Raw genomic sequence first — 18,993 nt, 5'->3', positions numbered from 1 at the left:
GCGAGCGGACACGTCGCCGATCGTCGCGCACGTCGCCGTGACGGTGATCGTGCCGCTCGGCGGGATCGTCACGGTCGCCGGCAGCATCCACTTCAAGCCGTTACCGTCCTTCGCCGCGCCGTTCGTGATCGTCGCGCCGGCCTGGCCGACGAGCACCAGGTCTGCGCTCGAGTACGATGCGACCTTCCGCGCGATGCCGTTGATCTTCACGTTGCTCGACAGCGCCGCGCCCTGTGCCGTAGCGGGGCTAAACGACTGGCAGATCGCGATCGCCACCGAGTTGCTGTCGTTGAACGCAGCCGAGATCACGGCAAGGAGCTGTCCGTCTTTGCTGTCCGGCTCGAGGTAGGTGTCCTGGCCGTAGATCGACCGGTACTTGGTCTGCCAGTAGTCGAGGATCTCGGCATACGACGGCGCGGTGATGCCGTTTGCATCGATTACCGCAACAGGGCTCGAAATCGTCATAGCGTCGTTTTCACTGTGGTGTCGCCGTAGATGGTGTTGATCGTCGCGGTGACGCTCAGCTTGCGCGTCTCCGAGTCAACCGAGCTCGAGTAGTTCGTGATCTCGGTCACGCCCTGCGTGCCGAGGATGCACTGGCGGATCGCCGCGTCGTAAGTGCCACTGGTGTACTTCCCGAGCACGTCGGTCGCCCACGGCATGCCGACCGTCGTGTCGAGGAACCACTCGCCGCGCAGCAGCCGAAGGCGCGTCTGAACAGCCTGCGCGACCGCCTCCGGTACATTGACGAGGAAGTCGGCGTCGCCCCCGCCGAAGACGTAATCGCCGTCAGCGTCGAGTTTTCGGTATCGCATTCGTACCCCAAAAACGTTAGTAACGTTTGACGTTATTAACGCATTGCGTTATCATCAACCCATGATTACATCGTTCAACTGCCGTGACACTGAGGCGCTGTTCAATGGCACGCGGGTCGCCCGCTTCGTCAATTTCGAACGCGTCGCAATTCGCAAGCTTCAGCAGTTGCACGCTGCGGCCGATCTGGACTTCCTCCGCATCCCGCCGAACAACCGGCTCGAAGCGCTGAAGGGAGACCGGCAAGGCCAATTCAGCATCCGCATCAATGACCAGTGGCGCATCTGCTTCAAGTTCGCCGCCGGCCGTGCATCCGATGTTGAAATCGTCGACTACCATTGACCAACCCGGAGAAAGTCATGACCCGAGAAGTACCCCTGGCGACGCCCGGCGAAATCCTGGCGGAAGACTGGCTGGAGCCGATGGGCATCAGCCAATATGCCCTCGCGAAAGCGATCAATGTTCCGGCCCGTCGCATCAACGAAATCGTCAAGGGCGATCGCGCCATTACGGCCGATACGGCCGTACGCCTCGGCGCGTTCTTCAACGTCGACCCGCAGAGCTGGATGAACCTCCAGACGCACTACGACACCGAACTCGCCAAGGAAAAGATCGGCGACGACGCGCTGCGCGAGATCCGAGAGCACGCGCACGCCTGAGCAATCCCGCCCCAGAAACGACAAACCCCGCGCAATGCGGGGTTTTTCTTTGGCACGCCGCCTGCTCAGTTGACGGTGCCGCTGTTGCCACTTCCCGGCTGCACGCCGTTGTGCGTGTGGGTGTCGTCGACGCGCTTGCCGTTCGCCGTGATCCGGCCGATCACGTTGAGGATGCCGTTGAACACGGCCGCGGCACCGCTCGCTGCGCTGCCGACCATACCTCCGACGAACGTCAGCAGGCCGGTGATCGTCACGGCCGCTGAGAATGTCGACAGCGGCGCGACCACATCGAAGCCGCCCGGCGCCACGATCTTCACCTTCTGCAGCGTCGGGTTCAGGTCGATGTACGTCGCGCCGTCGTCGCTGCGCAGCTGCGTCGACCCGCCGCTGACGCCGGCGAGCGCGCGCGGACGCGATCGAAAGCCGAGCAGGACGAAGCCATCCGACAGGTCGTGCATGCGCAGCTCGGCCTGCTCCTGCACTCCGCCAGACTGCCACCACGCGTCGACGCAGCGCGACGCAAACACGACCAGGCACTCGTCACCGGATGCCACGGGGAACGTCAACGTACAATTTCCGCCGGCGGGGAACTGGACCGGGCAGTCGACTAGCAGCGGCAGTGACGCGGTCACCACCGAACCATCAGGCTGCTGCACCTGCGCCCTGATAGCTGGCTGAACCTGACACGTCATGGCCGCGGAATCGAAAGCCGAGATAATGCCCGGCATCGCTGTCCACAGATCGGCCCGAGACGCGCGCATAGCCGTACCCAGCGCTGCCATCGGGTCGCCGTATTTTTGCAGTTTGTCCATCGGGGGAAGAATGAAAAAGCTTGTTGCACTCGCGATTGCTTGCGCGGCGTTCTCAGCACATGCCGAACCGGTCTACGTGCTGACAAAAAAATGCGTTGGAGACAAGATCAAACTCGCGGACGAGTACGAAGTCCTCTACCCAAAGAGGGCATGCAAGCTACCGATCGTCAATCAGAAGGATCTTCGGCACTTCGAGCAAAACCTAGGCAGCGAAAAATTTTACGGCTGCTGGGGGCTTGCTCTCGGAAACAAGGTCGTCCTCATCGGCTCGGGGGGAGATCGGAATACCGAACTCGCCGATATTTTCACCAAGGCTAATGCATCACCAGACGGAACAGCCATTGTCACGAAATCCCCGTTCACTGGAACAATCGCCGAAAATGCCGAGCGGCTATGCCATTAACCCCAAGGCTTGACCGGGCCCGGACCGGCGACGTTTGCCTTCGGCAACTGAGCGTGGTTCATGGAAAGATCCACGTCGATGCACGTTAGAGTCGTGTACCACGGATTGTCCCGCGTATCGCCTTCATGCTCTGCGACCAGAATCTTGTACGTGCCATCGCGATTCAATCGACTGAAATACTTCAAGTAGGCGTTCGATTTGGCCGCTGAATCGCTCACCGTGAGCGAATACTCTGCACGCTGAATGCTCTTGTTGTCGATCTTGACCAGCCCAGAAATCCGCGCGTTCGGGTTCAGCAGGCACTTGATCGTGATGCCGTTCTGGTCCTGCGTCGGCAGGCCGATCATGCCAGTTTGAGCCGTAAGGACCAGCGCCTCGCCGGGGATGTAGTTGTTCTGCGGGACCATCTGGAACTGCGTGTCCTGAATTGACCAATCTGCGCCTAAGTTCATCGCCGCATTGCGAAGGACATCGCGCGCCATCCCAAAGATGACCTTCCCGCGCGGAAGCGGCTTTACATCAAACTCAGGCATATAACCGGTCGTCAGGCCGTATTTCGGCAATGTGCCGGTCGCAGCTTGAACGTGGTCCATGAACGTCGAGCCGGCCGCCAGCGTCGTGCTTACGGTTGCCCAGTTGTACCACGCATCACCACTCGCGGCCATCACATCGACAACCGTCTCGGTGGGGCTGTACCGACCACGACGGACCTGTTTCACAACGCCATCAAACAACACGCCGAACGGCCCATCTTGATAGCCGGCTTGCAGGACGAGCCTTGAAAATTCGCCATCAATTCGCTGCGCCGTGTCATCCGCGACGTTGAAAATTCGAACGCGTGCACTGTTTGGTGTTTGGAGGTCTCCGCGGCGAATGTCGAAGCTGAATCGAAGGTCCGAGAAGTCGAGCGCGTCGCTGTCGTTCCCGATGACCAGCGAGGCCTTCCGAAGGTATTGAGTCGTCATTCTCGTCTCTCAATAAAAAACCCTCGGGATTACCGAGGGCCAAACTACAGCTACGCAGGCATGTAGATAAGGCGGCCAGTCGCTTTCGAAACTCGATACGTGGCAAGCACGTGATACGAATTCCTCAATACAACGTAGTCGTCATCATTGCGTCTTTCTACGCCGCAGCATCCGACTGCCGGCTGCTTCGGAACAAAACCCTCGCGACGGCACCGGAGGAAGTACGCACGAAATGCCCTGCTAATTTCATCTTTCAACATGATCGCTCCTTTGTGAAATAACGGATGCGCATCGCATCCCAAAGAAGCGGGGCCGATCGTTCGTTCCGGCGCACGCCGAACCCGCTCATGCCATACCTTGCCGCGTAGATCCGCCGAGGCGGAAATCCGGAACGCAACCATTATGCCCGCATAGAGCGGGCACACGTCATCAATGACGATGCGGAGAATTACTCTGCTGAGCAAGCAACTCCAAATGCGCCCACCCTTTCGGCGTGATGACCGGCATCTGCATCAGCTCGGTCGAACCATTTTCACGAACCATGCGCACCAGCTTTAGCGCCATGAACCCGTCCCGCAACGCCTGCGGCGATACCAAGTATGGCTCAGGCTTAACAGGCGGGTCCGAATTCGGCGTCTCGCCATCATCAAGGTTGTGCGCCTCACAGTAATCGCCGGGTGCCACATCACCCAAACTGTTATGACACCCGCCCGCTTCATATGCCGAGCAATTCGAGCAAGTTCGCTTGATCATCGAATGCCTCCATTTGCGACATATTCGGCAAGATAGGCAAGCCCCTTGGGGGTAACCATTGCTTGTTCCAGAAGCTTTTCAGTGCCATCCGGGCGAGTCACCGTGAAAACGCGAAGCTCCATGAAGCCCTTCTCGACGACGGACTGGTAGGGGATCCAGACCGCGCTGCCCGGACGCCGATATATCCAACGTGTTCCCGAAGACAGCAGTGCAAACCCCTTCTTGCGGGCCAGTTCGAGGCTCTTTGCCGCATCCGAGATACAAACACTCCCTTCGGCTCCCGCTATGCGATCCAATGCTGCGACTTTCGGCACCTGCTCGGCCACCTTGGCATCGAGCGCCTTTTTCTCCTGCTCGAGTGCAGCGCGCCGCTCGAACTGCTCGGCCCAAGCGCGTGCGGCCTCTGCCGGATTCGCGAAATTCGGGAGCGACGGCGCCGCGACCTTAGCCCCCGACACCATCTCGTCGTAGGCCCGGATCACCTTCAGGTGGAATGCAGGGCTGATCCACATCGCGTAGGCGTAGACCAGTTCCTTGACGACGAACGTTCCAAGCCCTTGTTTTGACTGGATTCCTCGAAAGTGAGGAATCTCCCTCTCCATCTCCGCAGCGAGATCGGTCGTCTGCTGCATGCGGAGCCAGTTCGCCGGCTGGTGTTTCGCCTCTCCACCGCTTGCCCGATGCAGATCATTCAAGCAGTACCGCCCTTCGGCGTCGGTACGAATGGCAACGCCGGTAATCGTGAGCGCGTTCATCAGTGCACCTCCCGGCTTGCCGACAGAACGTCCTTGCAACCCACGTCAAGGAAGTCCTCGGCGTTTTCCGCCACCCACTGACCGAGCGCAGCCAAGTCGACTGCCACCTTCGACGATTCCTCCGACGTAGCCTTGATCGCGATGAACAGCGCGCGCATGTAGCGCACCTGGTTGTCCATCATGCTCGAAAGGTCGACGACCCGACGTTCGATAAGCGTCGGGGCGGCCTTGCCAATGTTTGCTGCCGTGCTATCATTCTTCATGATCTTCCTTTGGTAGTGGATCACTGCTGTACCAACGCCTGACCGGTTGCCGCCGGTTGGGCGTTTTCTTTTTGGTACGCGCTTTCCAAGCGCATACAAACCTCAGCTGATAGAGACCGGAATTGCCGCTGCGCAACATCCATCAGCCAATCCCGAACTTCCGGACGTACCTTCACCGCTAGGGTCACGCTACGCTGTCTGCCCATCGTCTATACTCCCGTACACATCCGTCATCAAATGTCCTGATGTGCTCATCATAGAGTACATCAAAGTACATTGCAAGACTAACATGTACTTTTATGAACACAAAAGATAGTATCGGCGCGCGCATCATTCGATCTCGGGCCGGCCTGAAGCTGAGCCAAGCCGAACTGGCCGCTCGCGTAGGAATAGCGCCGACCCAACTCTCCCGCTACGAGATGGGAAAGAACAAGCCTCGCCCGGAGATGATTCAGCGTCTCGCGGAAGCATTGGATGTGCTCCCTGAATGGCTTGAAACGGGCGAAGGCAGCGTCAATGACATCGAAAAAGACGACACTCATACGCCTGGCCGGGTTGTTACCGTGAACCTATCTGACGAGCAATTCATCGCGCTCAGAAAGCTCGCGGTTGAGTCCGGTAAGAGCGTCAGTACGCTGCTCAGCGAAACGGCGTCATACGTTCTGCTTTCCAAAATCGGCAGTGATAGACTGTCCTCGACAGACGAGAAAATCGCAAGAAGGGTCGCCGAAATACTTGCAAAGGAATATGGCATCGCGAAGCCGGCGTCCGGCGGCCCAGAAGCGGACGACCCTAATCCGTAACCCAGAAAACGTGTGACCCAACACCCAAATCACCGTACTGCGGCACATCATCAGGATCTTCCGCGCCCTGCACCCACAAGCGCCCAGCAAAACCCAGGTGCCGATACTGGGCCAATAAGTCGCCCCCCGTGGTCAAGGGCAGCCCGCTCACGATCGGCGTCCCACTGTCATCGGCAACGTCCAGCACCCATCCGGCCGGCCCGCGATAGACCAGCGTCAACCGATAGATCGTGCCGCCCAACGAGATCTTGAATGCCTGCACATCGGCCGACAGTGGCACCTCATAGATCTGCATCACCAACTCCCCGAGGGCACCGCACCACCCGGTGACGGATTGCCTGCTACGAGCCGCTTCGTGCCCATGTCCTGCACTTCCGACGTCGCTGATGGGTCAGCCTGGTTTGACTTGGGCGGCAGCGTCGTAACCTTCGTCTCAACGAGAATGATTTCCCGAAGCGTCGCTGTCACGATCAGAGCAGCGCTGGTCTTGGCGTCGGTCGTCACCGCGAGGCCGCTGATCAGCATGTTCGTGTACTGACGCCGGCTCGTCGTCACGTTGAACGGCTGGCGCGACTGCTGGAGTGCGAGCAGCTGCGAATACACGCCCGATATATAGTCGGCGCTCGGCAGACTCCCGTTGAAGAGCGCCTGAAACGTTCCGAGTAGCGCCTCGTAATCCGAGTTGGACCAGCCGCATCGCATCACGACTTCACTCGGTTTCCGGTAGGCGTGGTCGGTGATCTGCGCGCCTACCTCAACCGGGTGCTCAGTGATCGTCAACTCGTCGTTGTGCCGCTCCTCGATCGACACGGCAATCGTGATGTCGCCGATCGACTTAGACGACAGCAAGACCATGTCAAGACCGAAACTCACGCTATCACCCCTCGCATGTCGCGGGCCATCGCATTCGCGACCGACGCCTGCTGCCGCGCAACTTCACGGCCGGCGGCGGCAGGGTCGCTGACGCCGTTCACCTCGATGCGGACATCTTGCTTCACGTCGACCGAGCGCGACACGTCGCCGCGGCCGGCCATCTGCGCAACTGCGGATTGAGGCTGCTGATACAGCGCCCGCGAGTTCTGCATAGCTTGTTCCATCTGAGCCTGAAAAATGGTCGCCTTGTTCTTTCCGGACTTATCGTAGAACGTCAGCGTGCCATCAGAAATTCGACCGGATTCGGTCTTCATTCCCTTTGGCACCGCGACGCTGGCCCATTCCTTTGCCGTGGCATAGATGGCAGCGCCGAGCTGGTCGGACTTCCCCGACAGATAGTCGGAGATCGCTCGCCGCTTGTTGCTCACGAGATATTGCTCGAAGATGCGGTCCTGCATTCCGCGATCAAATTTCTCGTCCCCCTTCAGCCCCATCGAGCGAACCGCCTCAACGAGTGTGTCCTTGATGATCTGATAGCGCCCTGCTGCGTTGAATTTCTGCGAGCGCTGCGCCGCCATGACCTGCGCGACGGTCATGTTCTCCAAATTCTCTGTACCTGACTTGTAGCCGCCAGCCTTCCCGCGGTTGACCGAGTTGTAGTCGCCTTCGCCACGCGCGATGAGTTTTCCAAACGCGCTATCGGCCAGACGCTTCAAACTCCCGCCATCCGAGCTCGAACCAGGTGCCTTCGACTCGCTTTGCGGGCTCGCCATTTCCGCTGACCATTGCTGACCTTCCTTCGGCTGAAACCGATCGAGCGTATTCTTCTCGCCCTTGTTCAGGTCTTCGCTATGAAGCAACAACCCCAGGCCACCTGCAAGCCGAGCCGCAAACGGGAGAAGGCGTCCGAGCAAGCCCCCGACACCGCCAGTGGCACCCGCTGCCGATGCCGCAGCGCTCGCAGCCCCCATCGCGCGCAGCGCGGCCACCATCTTCCAGATACCCCCGATAAGCTGGAACCCACCCAAGACCTTGAAGATGCCCGCGAGGAAGATCAGCTTCGTCGACCATCCGTCAGTGGCCTTGTCGAGGGCGAGAAACTGATCGGCGACGGCTACCAGCATCGGGCCAATCGTATCGGCCGCTCGCAGGAATGCATTAGCGATGTCAGCGACACGGTTTGCAATCTCATCGCCATGCTCTTCCATCCAACGCTGAAACCGGTCAAGCTGCGGTCCGACCTTCTGCAGCATCGCGCCCTCGACGCGAATGCCGAGGTTCTCGAAGGTGGTGCCGAGCCCGCGCAGCGAGACCATGAACTTGTGAGCATCGTCTGACGCCTTGTCGAGCCCCGTCGACTTCGACATCTCGCGATACTGCTTGAGGTACTTGTCGAAGTCACCGTTACGCATCGCGAGAAGCAGGTTCTCGTCAATGCCGAAAACGCCGGCGTATGCGTTCGCTTCATACTGAGGCAACTTAGCGAGCTTCGACCCGAGGTCGGTCAGTAGATCGACCGAGTCGCGGAGATTGCCATTCGCGTCGCGCGTCTGGACGCCCATCTGCTGGAGCAGCCCCTCGCTTCCAGGCACGTTCCGCAGCATACGGGCTAGGTTTTCGACCGTGCCGATCGCCTGATCCGACGACACACCAAAGTTACGCGCTGCAAACTCTAGCGATTTCAGACTCGTCTCTGCAGCGCCGGTACGTTGGGCGACGAAGTACAACCGTTCAAGCTTCGAAGCGAAAGCCGACACACCCGCGCCGACGGTCAGCGCCGCACCGGAAATCGTGCTGATCAGGCGCACAACGCCCTTCGTCGCGCCCTCGACTCCCTCCCGGAAGTTCTTCAGGCCCTTCTCGTCGACCTTGAAGCCGAGCGCGACCAGGAACTCGCGGATGACGACCGAATCAGCCATTTTCTCTTTCCATCTTGCGGCGGAACGCCGCGTCGTTGTCTGCCCGGACGGCAATGGAGTCGTTCATCAGCGCGACGTCGGCAAGGCCGAGCGTCCCGTCGATCAGCGACTCGTACCGGCACATCTGCGCGTGCACGGGCGCGAGCAGCCAGTCCTCGCCGCCGGGCAGCGTGCGGATCCAGCCTAGGTCGCCGCCGGGCTGCTCGCTTGGCTGGTAAGCAACCCGCTGATAAAAGGGCCGAGGTTCGCCACTACAACGCGCACGACGAGCGGCAGCATCACGTCGATGCCGATGTCGTCGAACATCGCCGTCTTGTGCACGACAGACCACACCTTCGCCCAGCCCGCGCCCTGACACCGTTCGACGACCGACAGGCACGTGCCGAAGACGTATTCGGCGTCCTCGTCCTTCAGGCCGGCGAGCGCGTCGGCGAACGGCTGCAGCACCGGCGCGATCGCGTCGACCAGCGACAGCAGCTCGCGCGATTTGTCGGCCGCGGGCGCGTCCGTTCCCTCGCTCGGCTCCTTGCCTTCGGCGAGCGCCGCGAGCGCGGTGTTCGCGCGCGCCTGCTCGCGAGCGACGTCTGCCTGCTCGAGTTCAGCGTAGAACTTCATCAATACCGGGATCATCGGCGGGATGATCGGCGCGATGCGCCGCGACACGTGGAACTGCTGCATCGCGCTCAGCTTGCCGATCGCGTACCGTACGCCGTTCAGTTTGACTTCGGTCGTCATGCTCAGTACGTTCCGAGGATGTTGTCGATCTTGATCGCGTCGAAGACCCATTCGACGGTGTCGCCGTCCTTTGCGTACTTCAGGTCCGGCGCCTTCTTGAACGCACAGCTGCGCGCGGTCGTCACGTCACCGGCGGCCGTCTGCCGAATCTCGATCAGGTTCTTGCCCCACAGCCGACTGTCGAGCGACTGTGCATCGTAGAGCGCCATCAGCTTCGCGTTGATCGGCGCGGTCTTCAGGTACCGCAGCGTGACCTGGCCGGATTTGTCGGCGTGCAGGCTGTGCATACCCTCGCCATCCGATCCGACCATCATCGTGTTCTTGTCGCCAGCGCGCACGATCGTGATGCCTTCTTCCGCGGTCGCTTCGCCGTAGCCGAGCGAGAACGCGCCGCCCGGCCCCACGATCGTCGCCGCGACGTCCTGAAAGCTGTAAGTCGCCATGTTGAGATGCCCCTGTTAGCGGTTGACGTTGACGAGAATGTCGGCGCTGTGGATCGCGCCGGCCTCCTTCGCCGCGACTTGGAACACGACAGACTTGCGCGCCTCGCGGTCGGCCTGCGACTGCGTCGCGATCGGCGGTACGTAGACGTAGTACCCCTTCGCCAGCGTATCGCCCTGATTCAGCGCGCCGAAACCTGCTGAGTTCCAGACGCCGGGCGCGAGATAGCCGTTGTTCACCGCAGCCTCGCAGGCCGCAGAAATCGTTGCTGCGATCTGGGCATTGCCGCCGTCGGTCTGCGGGATCTTCGTGGGGCTCTGGTACAGCAGGTTGTAGACGTCCGTCTCGATGCGGTTGCGGAACCAGATCGCGTTGTAGACGGAATCGGCGAACAGCCCGCTCGGCGTCACGCCGTACTGGATGATCGATGTGTCGTTGCTGTAGTTCACGAAGACGTTGCAGTTTTTCGCCTGCAGCGTGTTGGCCTGCGTGCTGGTCAGTTGCTCGGCGGCGACGCTCGGCTCCTGCTTGAACATCAGTGTGATCGTCGTGTTGTTGCCGTCGAAGTTCACCGTCAGCAGACGGCCGAGCAGCGACGACACCGCGTACGGCGTCGAGCTCGAGTACTGCAGGATCGTGTACTTCAGCTTCAGCGCCTTCAGTTGGCTCGCGATGTCGGTCGACACCGTCGAGTCGAGCACCTGCGGGTTCTGCGTCGTGATGCCGTAGATGTGGCGCTGATCGGCCTCGATGAGGTTCGCGACTGCGATGTGCTGCGCGTCCGTGATCGACGCATCGGCAAAGTCCAGACCGAGGAACTGATTCGCGAAGCGGTCGAGAAACAGCGCGGCAGCGTCGACCGGTTGCTCGGGTGCAATGCCGTCCGCCGGCGAGCCGGCAAGGCTGCTCGTCAGGCCGAGCATCGCCGAGATATCGGTACCGGTGCCCGGCGCCGTCGCATAGCCGACCTTCGAATTCGTGCCGGTCGTGTTCGACGTCACGACGAACTGCGAACCGGTCCAGGCGATAGTCGCGCCCGTCAGCTTGGCGTTGATCACCGTCGCCACGCCGTTCAGGTTCGTCTGTGCCGAGAAGTCGAGCCCCGTGACCGACTTCGCCGCGCCGTCGACCGTGATGCTGAACGCGCCGGTCGTGACCGCATCCCAAACCGCGATGTCCTGCTGCGCAGCCGACAGCACGCCGCCGCGCAGCGAGCCGGCCGTTGCCGTCTTCGCCCACCGACCGATCAACAGCGACTTCGGCTGCGGCACCTGGTTGAAATACAGCGCGGCGGCGTAGTACTCCGGCGTGTTCGTGCCGAAGTCAGGCGTCACCTCATCGATGCCGCCGTACGAGCGCGCGCGCTCGTTGGTATCGATGATGGGCGACGGGCCGAGAATCAGCCCGGTGTTCATGTTCGCGCCCTGCGCCGCCAGCGCGGCGAGGTTGATCGTCACGTTGATCAGGCGCGATACCGGCAATCCGTTGGACATGCTGGTCCCCTACGAGTTGATGTTCGAAACGCCGGACACGGGCGTCGACGAGTCGGTCGTCGTCGCCACGGTGGCCGATTTGAGGTTGAGGACCGCGTAGGTCCGGGTGATCTTGCGGCGCAGCGTCACGGTCATGTCGTAGCGCCGCACCCACTGCTGGTTCACGAAGTCCGGCGCCGGGCGGATCGTGCCGGCGGTGACGAATGCCATGTCCTGGAGTTGGAGCTGCTCGCGGTTCTGCGGGATCGCGAGGCCGTCGGCGAGCCGCTGCGCGTAGCCTTTCGCGTGCGGCCCGTAGAACGTGCACTGGACGTCGATGTCCTGGTGCCGGATGTACGTGTCATGGCCGTCGCCGGTACCGTCGTGCTGGATCGCCGGCCCGGCGTCCGGCTCCTGCTCCTGAACGCCGAACGCGCACCAGTCGACGGACGGCTCGGGTTGCTTCGGGACGGTCGGCTGCCAGCGCGGCCGCACGAGGTCGCCGGGCAGCGCCGTGATGCCCGCGATCAGGTCGTGGACCAGATCGTCAAGGGCGTCGTCCTCGGCCGGCGGCGCATCGACGGCTGGCGCCAGGTATCCGCCGGTCGAGCTGTCGGTCATGACGCCCCCGAGAGAGGTTTGATGTCGCACGTCGCGCAGACGAAGCCCTGGCCGAAGTGCGAGTAGTTGTTCACGTTGACGACGGTGTACGTGGCGCCGGCCCAGACCACCTCGTCGGCGTCACCGCCGAGGGCGCCGTCGCGGAGCCGGAATGGCGTGTGCAGGGTGATCGAACCGATGATTCGGCTGCCGTCGGCGTTCCGGTGCAGGATGTCGCCCTTGTCGCTCGTCACGACCGCGGAGAACGTCGTCGACGTGGGCGTGTTGTGCGCGCGCCCTTTCTCATCCGTGACCTGCGTCATGCGGTTGCAGATCAGCCCCATGTCCATGAAGTCGGGATCGAGCAGGACATCGGTGACGTCGAGGAAGGCCATCGCTGGCTCCAATGCAAAAGGGCCGCTCGTGGCGGCCCTCGATGTTCGGGGTGATGGTCACTTCTTCTTGCGGACCACGTATATGACCGAGTTGCGGTACTGGCCGGAGAAAACCAGCGTGTTCTCCCGCGTGACGCCGCGGCGCCGGCGCGCGGCCAGCGTCGAGTCAGCGAGCTTCGGTTGGATGTTGCTGTTGATCTTCGCGCGCACCGAGTTCTGCCCGACGAGGCCAGCACGGTTCAGGCTTCGGTCAACCTTCTCGAGGTCGCCGTCCAGCGCTGCCTCGACGCCCTTCTGCAGGTGTGGCTCGAACTTCGGCCGCGCGTCCTGCACGCCGGGCACCAGGTGCGGGCGCGCCGGGATGTTGTTCGCCGGCGAGCCATTCTCCAGGATGTAGCCGATCTCGGCGTTGCTGAGCGGCTCTCCCTGGTCCTTGCGGCCCGCGGTGCTGTCAGGCACGCCGACGAGCACCTCCTTCTGCACAAGCCCGCTGATCGACTTCAGGATCTCGTCGAGGCGGTCGAATGTCATGCCCATGGGGTTCTCCCGATGGGCATCGGCGGCGTTACAGCTGCATGCCGCCCGCGCCCATCATCTGTGCGAGGCTGAGATACCGGACGCCGTACATCGTGCCGTTCCAGAATCCGCCATCCTTGATCGCGACGGCTGCGGTGTCGTAGCTGGCGCTGACCTTGTCGACGGACTTCGACGACTGCGGCCCAGTCACCTGCCCTGGCACACCGCCGATCGCCGCCGTCTTCTGATCCTTGGCCGCCAGCGCGAGATGGTGTGCGGTGACCAGCGCGACACCCAGGTCAGTCAGCTCGCCCCAGCGCTCAGCGTTGACGAGCGAGACCGCGACCGTCAGCCAGAACTGCACGAGCGGGTCGGAATACGTCGTTGCGTCGAACTCAGGGAACGACTGTCTGAACTGGGATACGTCCACGGGTCACCTCATCGAATGGTCGGGTGCCCGACGCGCGCCGAGCCGGCGCGCCGCCGGGAGGCCATTATGCCTTCTTGCCGCTTCCGGACTTCTGCCCGGCACCGTCCGATGCAGTGTCCTTGGCCGTATCCTTCTGCGACGCCTCGAATGCGGCGACACGCGCGGCGAGATCCTGCTCGCCCGACGCAACCTTGGCTTCGCGCGCGTCGAGCGCTGCCGCGCGCTCGTCGAGCCCCTTGCCATACACATCGAGTTCGGCGCGCAGCTTCTCGAGGCGCTCCGACTCGGTCTGCAGATCGGCCTTCGCCGACGCGATCGCCGCAGAGTCGGCAGCGGCTTGGGCCGCTGCATCGTCATCGGTCGCCTTCGCGTCGGAGACGCCGGCCGGCATCGGACCGATGTGCGCTTTCGCGTACCAGTGGTCAGCGATGAAGTCCTCGACCTCCTGCACGCCGGCATCGATTCGGCGGACGACCTCCTCGCCCTCGTGGAGCAGCCGGATCGTGAAGGCCGTCAGAACGTTGATCTTCGCCATCTTCGCCATGTCAGATCCCGTCCCGGTAAGCGGCCGTCGTGCCGTAGCGCCATTCGACGCGGCCAATACGCGACCAGTAGGTCGTGATCTGGAACAGCGAGCGGTACTCGAGCGGCGTACGCTGCAGGTCCGTCATCGGGAACTGGACATACTTCTTGTCGCTGTTGTACGCGACCATCCGGTCCACCGTATTGAGCTGGCCCTGCGTGCCGCCGGCGCCGGCGCCGATCAGCCACTTCAGCTCGAGAATTTCGAGCGGCGTGCCCTGCTGCGTGCAGATGTTGTTCTCGAGCAGGTACGTCAGGATCGACTTGCTGCCGGCCGTGCTGATGAGGCGCGACGCGACGCCGCCGAGAGTTGCCGGCGGCAGCATCAGGCGGTTCGGCTTCACCTTCCAGCCGGACGCTTGCCACGCCGACGTCAGGATCTCGTTGACGTCCTTCAGGATTTCGTCAGGCGTCTTCGTGTTCCACTGCGGCGAGCCGCCCGCGCCGTTCGCGACGTTCGAAACGCTCCCGACGGCGCCGATCGAGTTCACCAGGCCGGTGAAGTTCATCTGCGGATCGCCGTAGTAGACGATCTGGTCGAGGTCCATGTTGCGCTTCATGTTCATCGCCTCGACCTTCTGCGAGTCGATGGGCATGCCGAGCGCTTGCGACTTCACGAGCTCGGGCACCGTGTACTTGACTTCGGCACCCCAGAGCAGCATCGGCTGTGCGGTCTTGCCGATGTCGACCGACGGGCCCGCCAGCGCGTTGCCCTCGTTCGAGATCCAGTTCAGACCGTTCGGGTTGATACCGCCGCTCATCCCGAACGCCGAGTTCGTGAACGACGCGACTTCGTCGGCCGCCGACACGTCGCTGCGAATGTAGATGTCGCGCGACCAGGTGTACTCGACGAGCGGCTCGTTCAGCGTCTGGTCGAGGCGTTCCAGCTGGCCGACGAGGAACGCGCCGGTCGAGTCGATCGTGGCGCGGTCGTAGGTGTACTGCTGGTCCTGCGTGCGCGCGCGGATCAGTCGGCGCGTCGCGTCCGCGACGGCCGCCGACATCGGGATCGACGCCCCGGCCCGGCGCAGGTGCTTCAGTTCGGACATGTCCATGTAATGGCTCCAGAAATGCAAAAGCCCCGCGGTTGCGGGGCTTCGGGTGAAGCGCTGTTCAGCGCCGGGTCAGATGTTGACGGCGATCTCGGTGATGCCGTACGAGTCGGCCGGGCCGGTGAAATACCAGTTCGACGGCATCGCGATGGTGTTCGCGCCGTCGGCCGCGGCCTCGAAACCACCGAGCGGCTTCCCGGCGGCTGCCGCGGCGACGCGCACGTACACCGTGCCGTTCTTCGTGGCCGGCGCGGTACCGCCAAGCGCGGCGTCGAAGTAGCCTCGCTTGAGGATGTCGGTCGGGCCGCCCGTCGGCGGCGTCGACGTGCCGAGCGGATCGTTGCCGTTACCCTGGATCGGGTACGCGCGCAGGTTCACACCGTAGACGCTCGCTACGGTGTCGGCCGCGTTGTTGATCGGCTGGATCTTGCCGTTCACCATCTTCACCGGCACACCGAACGCCGTCGGCGGTGCGGCCGGATCGATCAGCTGCGTCTCGATCGTCGCGACTTCGGCGCGCTGGAGATCGCCGGGGAAACCCGCCGGCATGCGGAATTGATAGGCTTGATACGAGGGCATGTCGGCTCCTTACTTGCGGTTCTTCCAGAATTCCGCGTGGACTTCGTTGATGTCTTTCCGCGCAGCCTGAGCGGAGTCGCTCGTCCGGCGCTGCAGCACGCCCGAGTTCTTGCCGCGCACCAATTCGGAAGCGGCGTTGAAGAACGCCTGAACCGCGTTGCACGGCATGCCCGAGATGTCTGCGCCGCCGGTCACAGCCTTGACCGCTTCGGCGTTCTCGTTGTCCATTGCGGCGCGCAGCGCGCGGCGGCGCAACACGCAGATTGCGTCGACCGTCTTCTTGCGCACGGCCTTCGCGTCGAACGTCGGCAGGCGGACGCCCGGGGCGAGGATCTCAGCGCGCGAGAGCGCGTCCTGGAACTCGTCGCGCAGCGCCGTGCTGTCGCCGGTTTTCGCCCCTCCCTTGCCGTCGTCGCCGCCGGCGCCGGTGCCGTCGTTGTCGGTCGTCCCGGATCCTTCGCCGAGGTCGTCGTCATCGTCGCCGGTCGGCGTGCCGCCGCCCTCGAGCTTCGTCACGCGCTCGGCGAGCGCATCGATCTTGCCGTTGGTCGCTTGGACCGCATCGAGCACCTGCTTGAGCGGATCGCTTTCGCCACCGCCCGAGCCTTCGTCACCGGTTGCCGCAACCGCGCTGGGTTTCGGATCGCCGGCCGCGCCGGGCATGTGGATGTGAATCTGGGGCTGGCCGTTGCCGCCTTCGCCTTCGCCTTCGTCGCCCGTCATCTCGTTCGCGACCTTCTCGAACGTGTCCGAGTCGCGCGTCATGAACGCCTTGCGCAGCTTCTCGAGCAACGTCGACTGCTTCTTGTTTGCCATGCTGGAATCTCCTGTCGGGAGTAGGTTGGAAGCGCTATCCCCGATGGAACACACGGGGCCACAGCGGGCGTTTTTCACGAGTGCGACGTGGTTGCCCACGATCACCACCTGTCGCGCCCGCCCAGGCGCAATCTGTTCGTAGTCGGCGTCGTAGCCGTTGCTGACCTGATCGAGGGCGTCGGGCCCGTCGCTTTGGACGCGGCGGATCGCCTCGGCATCGGTGATCAGCAGGTCGGCGAGCATCAGCTCGGACTGCGCGCCCTCACCGCGCCGCACGTTTCGCACGGTGCCCCGCGCGACCGACATGTAGTTCGCCGGCGTGACGAAATCCGGCGGGTGATCGATCGTGATTGGCTTGCCCTCGAAGCTGGCGAGCGTCTCGGGGCTGAACAGCACGTCGGCCGTGCGTTCGGCGACGATCACGCCGTCCTTTGCCTCGAGCTCGGGAAGCTCGAAATACGCGTAGTCCTGCGAGCCGACGCGCGCGATCGGCACCTCCTCGCAGAGCAGGAAGCCTTCGGGCATCAGCGAGCGACGCGTGCCGATCTTCTCTGCGGTGAACATGCCGGATGCGGTCACGCCGTCGCGGGTATGCGCGCGAGCGCGCGGCGCGTGCGAACCGCAGGTGCACGCGTGGTCGATGGTGTAAATGCGCATGTCAGCCTTCGAGACTGGTTCGGATGCCGCGCGCGGCGACGCGGCGGACTCGCTCGTAATCGGGCTCGGCTCGCGTGAGCCGGCACCAGACGATCAGGGCCCGGATGTATAGCGGCAGCCACCACGCGGTGCGCACGCGGAACGTGAATTCGCGGGTCGTCGTAGTCAATTGCTCCCCCAAACGATGCCCACCAGGCGACGGCGTCTCCCGGCTCGGACGTAAATGCACCGCCCGAGGATCTGCAGGTGCGCGAGCTCGCCGTGCCGCCTGTACGTCAGAAGCCCGGGAATTCGAAAAATGAATGGGGTCATGGCTCTCGCCTACTCGTCCGAAATGATCGGCTCGGCCCAGCAGCGGCAATTCCAGATCTGCCCGGGGTGGAACCGCATGTACTTGCCGTTTTCGTCGACCTCGGGCGGCTCGTCCCACGCGCAGACCTTGCCCTCCATCGCGCGGTGCCCGGCGCGAACATCACTGTCGCCGCTGGTTCGCCAGATGTAGTGCGTGCTCCCCACGCTGCGCGCACGGGCCTCGGTGAGCGACGTCGCGGCGCGCGAGACCTCGGTCCGCGCGATCAGGTCGGCGCGACTCTTCGCGACCTGGCCAGACTCCTGAATTGCCTTCGAGATCTGCGCCGCACGCGTGCTGTCGACCATCGACTCGATGGTCAGCCGGTGCACGCGCTCCGCGGCCTCGAGCGGGATCGACTTGATCAGCGTCACCTGCTCGGCCATCAGCGCGCGCAGCGTTTCACTGGTTGCCGCGTTTTGGATCTCGTCGCGCAGCGCGCGCGACATGTCGGCCGCCTGCTGCATCCACGCCTGCTCGTCGCGCCGGTTCAGGTCAGCGAGCATCCGCGCGGCGGTCGCCTCGGCCCACGGCGCGAGCGCCTCGGCGTAGCGCCGGAGCAACTCTTCGATCGTCGGTGCCCATTGCGGATCGCCCTGCGGGAAACCGTTCACCAGCACGCCGACCTGCTCGGCGATCTTCCGCAGTTGGAGGCTGTACTGTCGCTCGGGCCCGCTCAGGCGCACCGGGTTCTTGCGCCGGCCGCGCTTTCGGTCGAGGGTGAGCGTCATCGGCGTCGGAACAACCTGCGAAGCAATGAATCGTTCGTGCGCGCGCCGGCGGCGGCCGGCACGGCGGGCAACGCCATGTCGATCGCCGGCGGCTCGTCGCCCTGCTCGTCGAGTTCGGCCTGCTCGATCGCCTTGTCGGAGATATCGCCGAACATGCCGGTATCGGGTGACGATGCCTTCAGCTCGCGCATGCCCTGGCTGCGAGGAATCAGGTCTGCGTCAACCGCCTTCGTCACCGAGTCGACCGTCTTGTTGCCGATCTCCGCCTTCTCGGCCGCCGACATCTCCTGCAGCGGGCGGAACTCGTACGCGAAATCCTCGGGCAGCGGCTGGCCGATCTCGGACCGACACATGACGTCGAGCAGGCCGTGCAGCGGATTACGCAGCCGGCGCTCCTGCCGCGTATGGACTTTCTCGTGGTACAGCAGCCGCGAGCCTTCTCCGGTATCGCTCAGTCCGGCCGGCTGTTGGCCGAACAGGCGATCGAGCGGAATTCCCGTCGCGCCGCTGAGCTGCATCGCGAACTGGAGCAACACGTCGGACAGCCCGCTGAACGCGTACTGGTGCGTCTCGAACTTGTCGGTCGCGTCGATGAGGGTGATGCCCTCGTTCGACTGCCC

Annotated in this window: 29 protein-coding genes; 4 read left to right on the top strand and 25 right to left on the bottom strand. The window is 63.1% G+C overall.

Annotation, left to right across the window (positions count from 1 at the left end; genetic code table 11):
- On the bottom strand, positions 1 to 465 hold a 465-nt coding region (locus WS69_RS20340; protein WP_197419289.1), incomplete at its 3' end, for a baseplate J/gp47 family protein.
- Positions 462 to 815: a hypothetical protein gene (locus WS69_RS20335; RefSeq protein WP_059472484.1), complete on the bottom strand. Its 354-nt coding sequence runs from the start codon at positions 813 to 815 to the stop codon at positions 462 to 464. The genes WS69_RS20340 and WS69_RS20335, both read right to left, overlap by 4 nt.
- 61 nt (positions 816 to 876) lie before the next feature.
- On the opposite strand from WS69_RS20335, the gene WS69_RS20330 reads away from it, so the two are divergent.
- Complete coding sequence (locus WS69_RS20330; RefSeq protein WP_059472483.1) at positions 877 to 1,155, top strand: type II toxin-antitoxin system RelE/ParE family toxin; 279 nt, start codon at positions 877 to 879, stop codon at positions 1,153 to 1,155.
- 17 nt (positions 1,156 to 1,172) lie between these two features.
- Positions 1,173 to 1,472 carry a HigA family addiction module antitoxin gene (locus WS69_RS20325; RefSeq protein WP_059472482.1) on the top strand — a complete coding sequence of 100 codons (300 nt, stop codon included), beginning with the start codon at positions 1,173 to 1,175 and terminating at the stop codon, positions 1,470 to 1,472.
- Positions 1,473 to 1,537: 65 nt separating this feature from the next.
- On the opposite strand, the gene WS69_RS20320 is transcribed toward WS69_RS20325, so the two are convergent.
- Positions 1,538 to 2,284: a Gp138 family membrane-puncturing spike protein gene (locus WS69_RS20320; protein WP_059472481.1), complete on the bottom strand. Its 747-nt coding sequence runs from the start codon at positions 2,282 to 2,284 to the stop codon at positions 1,538 to 1,540.
- A gap of 10 nt (positions 2,285 to 2,294) precedes the next feature.
- Here WS69_RS20320 and WS69_RS20315 point away from each other — a divergent pair, with 10 nt between their 5' ends.
- A complete protein-coding gene (locus WS69_RS20315; RefSeq protein ID WP_059472480.1) occupies positions 2,295 to 2,687 on the top strand; it encodes a hypothetical protein in 393 nt (130 codons plus the stop codon).
- Here WS69_RS20315 and WS69_RS20310 read toward each other — a convergent pair.
- From WS69_RS20310 to WS69_RS20300, 4 genes are all read right to left on the bottom strand, one after another.
- The gene (locus WS69_RS20310; protein WP_059472479.1) at positions 2,684 to 3,652 is read right to left on the bottom strand and encodes a phage protein; all 969 of its coding nucleotides are present in this window, start codon (positions 3,650 to 3,652) and stop codon (positions 2,684 to 2,686) included. The two genes, WS69_RS20315 and WS69_RS20310, sit on opposite strands and share 4 nt — an antisense overlap.
- 429 nt (positions 3,653 to 4,081) lie before the next feature.
- On the bottom strand, positions 4,082 to 4,405 hold the full coding sequence (locus WS69_RS33595) for a hypothetical protein (RefSeq protein ID WP_156438279.1): 324 nt from the start codon (positions 4,403 to 4,405) through the stop codon (positions 4,082 to 4,084).
- Positions 4,402 to 5,160 carry a phage antirepressor KilAC domain-containing protein gene (locus tag WS69_RS34230; RefSeq protein ID WP_059472478.1) on the bottom strand — a complete coding sequence of 253 codons (759 nt, stop codon included), beginning with the start codon at positions 5,158 to 5,160 and terminating at the stop codon, positions 4,402 to 4,404. The genes WS69_RS33595 and WS69_RS34230 overlap by 4 nt, the downstream gene beginning before the upstream one ends.
- Positions 5,160 to 5,423, bottom strand: coding sequence for a hypothetical protein (locus WS69_RS20300; RefSeq protein ID WP_059472477.1), 264 nt, complete (start codon positions 5,421 to 5,423; stop codon positions 5,160 to 5,162). The genes WS69_RS34230 and WS69_RS20300 overlap by 1 nt, the downstream gene beginning before the upstream one ends.
- 299 nt (positions 5,424 to 5,722) lie before the next feature.
- Here WS69_RS20300 and WS69_RS20295 point away from each other — a divergent pair, with 299 nt between their 5' ends.
- Positions 5,723 to 6,226, top strand: a complete 504-nt coding sequence (locus WS69_RS20295) for a helix-turn-helix domain-containing protein (protein ID WP_059472476.1) — start codon at positions 5,723 to 5,725, stop codon at positions 6,224 to 6,226.
- Here the strand turns inward: WS69_RS20295 and WS69_RS20290 are convergent.
- From WS69_RS20290 to WS69_RS20215, 18 genes are all read right to left on the bottom strand, one after another.
- The gene (locus tag WS69_RS20290; protein ID WP_059472475.1) at positions 6,216 to 6,521 is read right to left on the bottom strand and encodes a phage baseplate plug family protein; all 306 of its coding nucleotides are present in this window, start codon (positions 6,519 to 6,521) and stop codon (positions 6,216 to 6,218) included. The two genes, WS69_RS20295 and WS69_RS20290, sit on opposite strands and share 11 nt — an antisense overlap.
- The gene (locus WS69_RS20285; RefSeq protein WP_231747178.1) at positions 6,521 to 7,099 is read right to left on the bottom strand and encodes a phage baseplate protein; all 579 of its coding nucleotides are present in this window, start codon (positions 7,097 to 7,099) and stop codon (positions 6,521 to 6,523) included. The genes WS69_RS20290 and WS69_RS20285 overlap by 1 nt, the downstream gene beginning before the upstream one ends.
- On the bottom strand, positions 7,096 to 9,018 hold the full coding sequence (locus WS69_RS20280; RefSeq protein ID WP_059472473.1) for a hypothetical protein: 1,923 nt from the start codon (positions 9,016 to 9,018) through the stop codon (positions 7,096 to 7,098). The genes WS69_RS20285 and WS69_RS20280 overlap by 4 nt, the downstream gene beginning before the upstream one ends.
- Positions 9,011 to 9,154, bottom strand: coding sequence for a DUF6889 family protein (locus WS69_RS34225; RefSeq protein WP_179950383.1), 144 nt, complete (start codon positions 9,152 to 9,154; stop codon positions 9,011 to 9,013). The genes WS69_RS20280 and WS69_RS34225 overlap by 8 nt, the downstream gene beginning before the upstream one ends.
- 47 nt (positions 9,155 to 9,201) lie before the next feature.
- Complete coding sequence (locus tag WS69_RS20275) at positions 9,202 to 9,753, bottom strand: phage tail assembly chaperone (RefSeq protein ID WP_059472472.1); 552 nt, start codon at positions 9,751 to 9,753, stop codon at positions 9,202 to 9,204.
- A 2-nt stretch (positions 9,754 to 9,755) separates the two neighbouring features.
- On the bottom strand, positions 9,756 to 10,196 hold the full coding sequence (locus tag WS69_RS20270; RefSeq protein WP_059472471.1) for a phage structural protein: 441 nt from the start codon (positions 10,194 to 10,196) through the stop codon (positions 9,756 to 9,758).
- A gap of 15 nt (positions 10,197 to 10,211) precedes the next feature.
- Entirely contained in the window at positions 10,212 to 11,687 is a 1,476-nt protein-coding gene (locus tag WS69_RS20265) for a DUF3383 domain-containing protein (protein WP_059472470.1), read from the bottom strand.
- 9 nt (positions 11,688 to 11,696) lie between these two features.
- On the bottom strand, positions 11,697 to 12,287 hold the full coding sequence (locus WS69_RS20260; RefSeq protein ID WP_059472469.1) for a phage neck terminator protein: 591 nt from the start codon (positions 12,285 to 12,287) through the stop codon (positions 11,697 to 11,699).
- Complete coding sequence (locus WS69_RS20255; protein ID WP_059472468.1) at positions 12,284 to 12,661, bottom strand: hypothetical protein; 378 nt, start codon at positions 12,659 to 12,661, stop codon at positions 12,284 to 12,286. The genes WS69_RS20260 and WS69_RS20255 overlap by 4 nt, the downstream gene beginning before the upstream one ends.
- A 57-nt stretch (positions 12,662 to 12,718) precedes the next feature.
- On the bottom strand, positions 12,719 to 13,198 hold the full coding sequence (locus WS69_RS20250; protein WP_059472467.1) for a hypothetical protein: 480 nt from the start codon (positions 13,196 to 13,198) through the stop codon (positions 12,719 to 12,721).
- A gap of 28 nt (positions 13,199 to 13,226) precedes the next feature.
- Entirely contained in the window at positions 13,227 to 13,607 is a 381-nt protein-coding gene (locus WS69_RS20245) for a DUF4054 domain-containing protein (protein ID WP_059472466.1), read from the bottom strand.
- A 64-nt stretch (positions 13,608 to 13,671) separates the two neighbouring features.
- Positions 13,672 to 14,142, bottom strand: a complete 471-nt coding sequence (locus tag WS69_RS20240; RefSeq protein ID WP_059472485.1) for an STY1053 family phage-associated protein — start codon at positions 14,140 to 14,142, stop codon at positions 13,672 to 13,674.
- 10 nt (positions 14,143 to 14,152) lie between these two features.
- Positions 14,153 to 15,244 carry a DUF2184 domain-containing protein gene (locus tag WS69_RS20235; protein WP_059472465.1) on the bottom strand — a complete coding sequence of 364 codons (1,092 nt, stop codon included), beginning with the start codon at positions 15,242 to 15,244 and terminating at the stop codon, positions 14,153 to 14,155.
- 69 nt (positions 15,245 to 15,313) lie between these two features.
- Positions 15,314 to 15,820 (bottom strand): structural cement protein Gp24, encoded by a 507-nt coding sequence (locus WS69_RS20230; protein WP_059472464.1) that lies wholly within the window; start codon positions 15,818 to 15,820, stop codon positions 15,314 to 15,316.
- Positions 15,821 to 15,829: 9 nt separating this feature from the next.
- Positions 15,830 to 17,293, bottom strand: coding sequence for a DUF2213 domain-containing protein (locus WS69_RS20225; protein WP_059472463.1), 1,464 nt, complete (start codon positions 17,291 to 17,293; stop codon positions 15,830 to 15,832).
- Between the two features lies 1 nt (position 17,294).
- The gene (locus tag WS69_RS33590; protein ID WP_156438277.1) at positions 17,295 to 17,462 is read right to left on the bottom strand and encodes a hypothetical protein; all 168 of its coding nucleotides are present in this window, start codon (positions 17,460 to 17,462) and stop codon (positions 17,295 to 17,297) included.
- Between the two features lie 152 nt (positions 17,463 to 17,614).
- Entirely contained in the window at positions 17,615 to 18,373 is a 759-nt protein-coding gene (locus WS69_RS20220) for a phage minor head protein (RefSeq protein WP_059472462.1), read from the bottom strand.
- The coding region (locus tag WS69_RS20215; protein ID WP_156438275.1) for an anti-CBASS protein Acb1 family protein at positions 18,370 to 18,993 on the bottom strand (624 nt) is incomplete at its 5' end. The genes WS69_RS20220 and WS69_RS20215, both read right to left, overlap by 4 nt.

Source organism: Burkholderia sp. BDU5 (assembly GCF_001522845.1).
GTDB classification, from domain to species: domain Bacteria; phylum Pseudomonadota; class Gammaproteobacteria; order Burkholderiales; family Burkholderiaceae; genus Burkholderia; species Burkholderia mayonis.
Note: the sequence above shows the minus strand (reverse complement) of the source record. Positions and strands in the feature narration are given on the sequence as shown.

What these genes read in the sequence shown, in the direction of transcription:
- WS69_RS20335 (WP_059472484.1), bottom strand. Translation starts at nt 815, where the DNA reads ATGCGATACCGAAAACTCGACGCTGACGGCGATTACGTCTTCGGCGGG.
- WS69_RS20330 (WP_059472483.1), top strand. Translation starts at nt 877, where the DNA reads ATGATTACATCGTTCAACTGCCGTGACACTGAGGCGCTGTTCAATGGC.
- WS69_RS20325 (WP_059472482.1), top strand. Translation starts at nt 1,173, where the DNA reads ATGACCCGAGAAGTACCCCTGGCGACGCCCGGCGAAATCCTGGCGGAA.
- WS69_RS20320 (WP_059472481.1), bottom strand. Translation starts at nt 2,284, where the DNA reads ATGGACAAACTGCAAAAATACGGCGACCCGATGGCAGCGCTGGGTACG.
- WS69_RS20315 (WP_059472480.1), top strand. Translation starts at nt 2,295, where the DNA reads ATGAAAAAGCTTGTTGCACTCGCGATTGCTTGCGCGGCGTTCTCAGCA.
- WS69_RS20310 (WP_059472479.1), bottom strand. Translation starts at nt 3,652, where the DNA reads ATGACGACTCAATACCTTCGGAAGGCCTCGCTGGTCATCGGGAACGAC.
- WS69_RS33595 (WP_156438279.1), bottom strand. Translation starts at nt 4,405, where the DNA reads ATGATCAAGCGAACTTGCTCGAATTGCTCGGCATATGAAGCGGGCGGG.
- WS69_RS34230 (WP_059472478.1), bottom strand. Translation starts at nt 5,160, where the DNA reads ATGAACGCGCTCACGATTACCGGCGTTGCCATTCGTACCGACGCCGAA.
- WS69_RS20300 (WP_059472477.1), bottom strand. Translation starts at nt 5,423, where the DNA reads ATGAAGAATGATAGCACGGCAGCAAACATTGGCAAGGCCGCCCCGACG.
- WS69_RS20295 (WP_059472476.1), top strand. Translation starts at nt 5,723, where the DNA reads ATGAACACAAAAGATAGTATCGGCGCGCGCATCATTCGATCTCGGGCC.
- WS69_RS20290 (WP_059472475.1), bottom strand. Translation starts at nt 6,521, where the DNA reads ATGCAGATCTATGAGGTGCCACTGTCGGCCGATGTGCAGGCATTCAAG.
- WS69_RS20280 (WP_059472473.1), bottom strand. Translation starts at nt 9,018, where the DNA reads ATGGCTGATTCGGTCGTCATCCGCGAGTTCCTGGTCGCGCTCGGCTTC.
- WS69_RS20275 (WP_059472472.1), bottom strand. Translation starts at nt 9,753, where the DNA reads ATGACGACCGAAGTCAAACTGAACGGCGTACGGTACGCGATCGGCAAG.
- WS69_RS20270 (WP_059472471.1), bottom strand. Translation starts at nt 10,196, where the DNA reads ATGGCGACTTACAGCTTTCAGGACGTCGCGGCGACGATCGTGGGGCCG.
- WS69_RS20265 (WP_059472470.1), bottom strand. Translation starts at nt 11,687, where the DNA reads ATGTCCAACGGATTGCCGGTATCGCGCCTGATCAACGTGACGATCAAC.
- WS69_RS20260 (WP_059472469.1), bottom strand. Translation starts at nt 12,287, where the DNA reads ATGACCGACAGCTCGACCGGCGGATACCTGGCGCCAGCCGTCGATGCG.
- WS69_RS20255 (WP_059472468.1), bottom strand. Translation starts at nt 12,661, where the DNA reads ATGGCCTTCCTCGACGTCACCGATGTCCTGCTCGATCCCGACTTCATG.
- WS69_RS20250 (WP_059472467.1), bottom strand. Translation starts at nt 13,198, where the DNA reads ATGGGCATGACATTCGACCGCCTCGACGAGATCCTGAAGTCGATCAGC.
- WS69_RS20240 (WP_059472485.1), bottom strand. Translation starts at nt 14,142, where the DNA reads ATGGCGAAGATCAACGTTCTGACGGCCTTCACGATCCGGCTGCTCCAC.
- WS69_RS20235 (WP_059472465.1), bottom strand. Translation starts at nt 15,244, where the DNA reads ATGGACATGTCCGAACTGAAGCACCTGCGCCGGGCCGGGGCGTCGATC.
- WS69_RS20230 (WP_059472464.1), bottom strand. Translation starts at nt 15,820, where the DNA reads ATGCCCTCGTATCAAGCCTATCAATTCCGCATGCCGGCGGGTTTCCCC.
- WS69_RS20225 (WP_059472463.1), bottom strand. Translation starts at nt 17,293, where the DNA reads ATGCGCATTTACACCATCGACCACGCGTGCACCTGCGGTTCGCACGCG.
- WS69_RS20220 (WP_059472462.1), bottom strand. Translation starts at nt 18,373, where the DNA reads ATGACGCTCACCCTCGACCGAAAGCGCGGCCGGCGCAAGAACCCGGTG.